Source organism: Eisenbergiella sp. OF01-20 (assembly GCF_003478085.1).
Classification (GTDB): domain Bacteria; phylum Bacillota; class Clostridia; order Lachnospirales; family Lachnospiraceae; genus Eisenbergiella.
The window spans coordinates 1-3,086 of the sequence record NZ_QUES01000079.1; the positions used below are offsets into that span (position 1 = coordinate 1).

A 3,086-nucleotide genomic window follows, 5' to 3' on the forward strand; every position below is an offset into this window, starting at 1 on the left:
ACGTCTATATGGAAGGTTTTTAAATAAAGAAACCGACCGGATAGAAGAAGATAAACGAGAAGACATCCAAAACAAGCAATAACCAATCCGGAAGGATTGGATAAGAAATACCAAAAGAGCATACAACGCTATGTATGCCGTAACGAGACCACACAAGGACGAGTTACAAACAGGTTAAGCTATAAAGAGCACAAGGTGGATGCCTTGGCACTAAGAGCCGATGAAAGACGTGATAAGCTGCGAAAAGCTGCGGTGAGGAGCAAATATCCATTGACCCGCAGATGTCTGAATGGGGAAACCCGGCGGAGAAATCCTCCGTCACCGTATTCTGAATCCATAGGGATGCGGAGGGAACCCGGTGAACTGAAACATCTAAGTAGCCGGAGGAAGAGAAAGAAAATATATCGATTCTGTGAGTAGCGGCGAGCGAAAACGGAAGAGCCCAAACCAGCGTGCGTGCATGCTGGGGTTCGGACTGCATACGTTATGAATGAGGTTAGCAGAACGGTCCTGGAAAGACCGGCCAGAGAGGGTGAAAGCCCCGTAAGCGAAAACCAAGTTTGGACAGCAGGATCCAGAGTACCACGAGACACGAGAAACCTTGTGGGAATAAGCGGGGACCACCCCGTAAGGCTAAATACTCCTTAGTGACCGATAGCGCATAGTACTGTGAAGGAAAGGTGAAAAGGACCCCGGGAGGGGAGTGAAAGAGAACCTGAAACCTTGTGTTTACAAGCTGTGGAAGTACCGTCAGGGTACAACCGCGTACTTTTTGTAGAACGGTCCGGCGAGTTGTGGGTGCTGGCGAGGTTAAGTCCTTAAGGGACGGAGCCGAAGGGAAACCAAGTGTTAACTGCGCGTAAATTATCCATTGGATAATGAGTCAGTATCTGCAGACCCGAAACCGGGTGATCTATCCATGTCCAGGTTGAAGTTGCCGTAAAAGGCAATGGAGGACCGAACGCACATCCGTTGAAAAGGGTGGCGATGAGGTGTGGATAGGGGAGAAATTCCAATCGAACCCGGAGATAGCTGGTTCTCCTCGAAATAGCTTTAGGGCTAGCCTCATGTGAGTTCCATGGAGGTAGAGCACTGAATTTCCTAGGGGGCGTCAAAGTCTACCGAAGAATATCAAACTCCGAATGCCATAGGAATGTTATATGGGAGTCAGACTGCACGAGATAAGTTGGGCAGTCAAAAGGGAAAGAGCCCAGACCTACAGCTAAGGTCCCAAAGTACGTGTTAAGTGGAAAAGGATGTGGGATTTCAGAGACAACTAGGATGTTGGCTTAGAAGCAGCCATACATTCAAAGAGTGCGTAATAGCTCACTAGTCGAGAGGTCCTGCGCCGAAAATGTCCGGGGCTGAAACACGACACCGAAGCTTAGGAACGCAGGTGACTGCGTTGGTAGAGGAGCATTCTTACCGGGAAGAAGCAGTGCTGTAAGGCATTGTGGACTGGCAAGAAGAGAGAATGCCGGAATGAGTAGCGAGATGGAGGTGGGAATCCTCCAGGCCGAATATCTAAGGTTTCCAGGGTAAAGCTGATCTGCCCTGGGTAAGTCGGGGCCTAAGGCGAGGTCGAAAGACGTAGCCGATGGACAACAGGTTGAGATTCCTGTACTATCATATGACAGAACTGTGGGGACACAGAGGGAAAGCCTGAGCCGGGAAAGGGAAACCCGGTGCAAGCGGAGTAAGAGTCAGGTTGGAAAAACCGCCTGGCAATCTGAAGCCGTGACGCGTACCGAATTAAAGTAGGGAAGCAGGTGAGCCAGCTGTCGAGAAAAGCCGCTATTGTTCATATGATACCCGTACCGTAAACCGACACAGGTGGATGAGGAGAGAATCCTAAGGCCGGCGGGAGAAGCATTGTTAAGGAACTCGGCAAAATGACCCCGTAACTTCGGGAGAAGGGGTGCCTCTGAAAGGAGGCCGCAGAGAATAGGCTCAAGCAACTGTTTAGCAAAAACACAGGTCTATGCGAAACCGAAAGGTGAGGTATATGGGCTGACGCCTGCCCGGTGCTGGAAGGTTAAGAGGAGGAGTCAGGCAACGAAGCTCCGAATTTAAGCCCCAGTAAACGGCGGCCGTAACTATAACGGTCCTAAGGTAGCGAAATTCCTTGTCGGGTAAGTTCCGACCCGCACGAAAGGCGTAATGATTTGAGCGCTGTCTCGACAATGCACCCGGTGAAATTGAAGTACCAGTGAAGATGCTGGTTACCTGCGCCAGGACGGAAAGACCCCATGGAGCTTTACTCCAGCTTGATACTGGGATTCGATGCTGTATGTACAGGATAGGTGGGAGACTGGGAAGTGATTACGCCAGTAATCATGGAGTCACTGTTGGGATACCACTCTTGCAGCATTGGGTTTCTAACCTGCGCCCGTGACCCGGGCGGGGGACAATGTCTGGCGGGGAGTTTGACTGGGGCGGTCGCCTCCGAAAGGGTATCGGAGGCGCTCAAAGGTTCCCTCAGGATGGTTGGAAACCATCCGAAGAGTGCAAAGGCATAAGGGAGCTTGACTGTGACACCGACGGGTGGAACAGGTACGAAAGTAGGACTTAGTGATCCGGTGGTATTAAGTGGGAATGCCATCGCTCAACGGATAAAAGCTACCCTGGGGATAACAGGCTTATCACTCCCAAGAGTTCACATCGACGGAGTGGTTTGGCACCTCGATGTCGGCTCATCGCATCCTGGGGCTGTAGCAGGTCCCAAGGGTTGGGCTGTTCGCCCATTAAAGCGGTACGCGAGCTGGGTTCAGAACGTCGTGAGACAGTTCGGTCCCTATCCGGCGCAGGCGAAGGATATTTGAGAGGAGCTGTCCTTAGTACGAGAGGACCGGGATGGACGGACCGCTGGTGTATCTGTTGGCTACCAAAGCCATGGCAGAGTAGCCAAGTCCGGCAGGGATAAACGCTGAAGGCATCTAAGCGTGAAGCCCCCCTCAAGATGAGATATCCCAATAAGTAAGACCCCTTAGAGAGTATGAGGTAGATAGGCTGGAGGTGGAAGTGCAGCAATGTATGGAGCTGACCAGTACTAATCGGTCGAGGGCTTATCCTGAAGGTAAGAAAGA

General features: G+C 51.4%; 1 rRNA gene. It reads left to right on the forward strand.

The features are described 5' to 3' along the window. The first annotated feature begins 172 nt into the window (after nt 1–172). Nucleotides 173–3,073: ribosomal RNA gene (locus DXA36_RS32420) — 23S ribosomal RNA — on the forward strand. Nucleotides 3,074–3,086 lie beyond the last annotated feature (13 nt).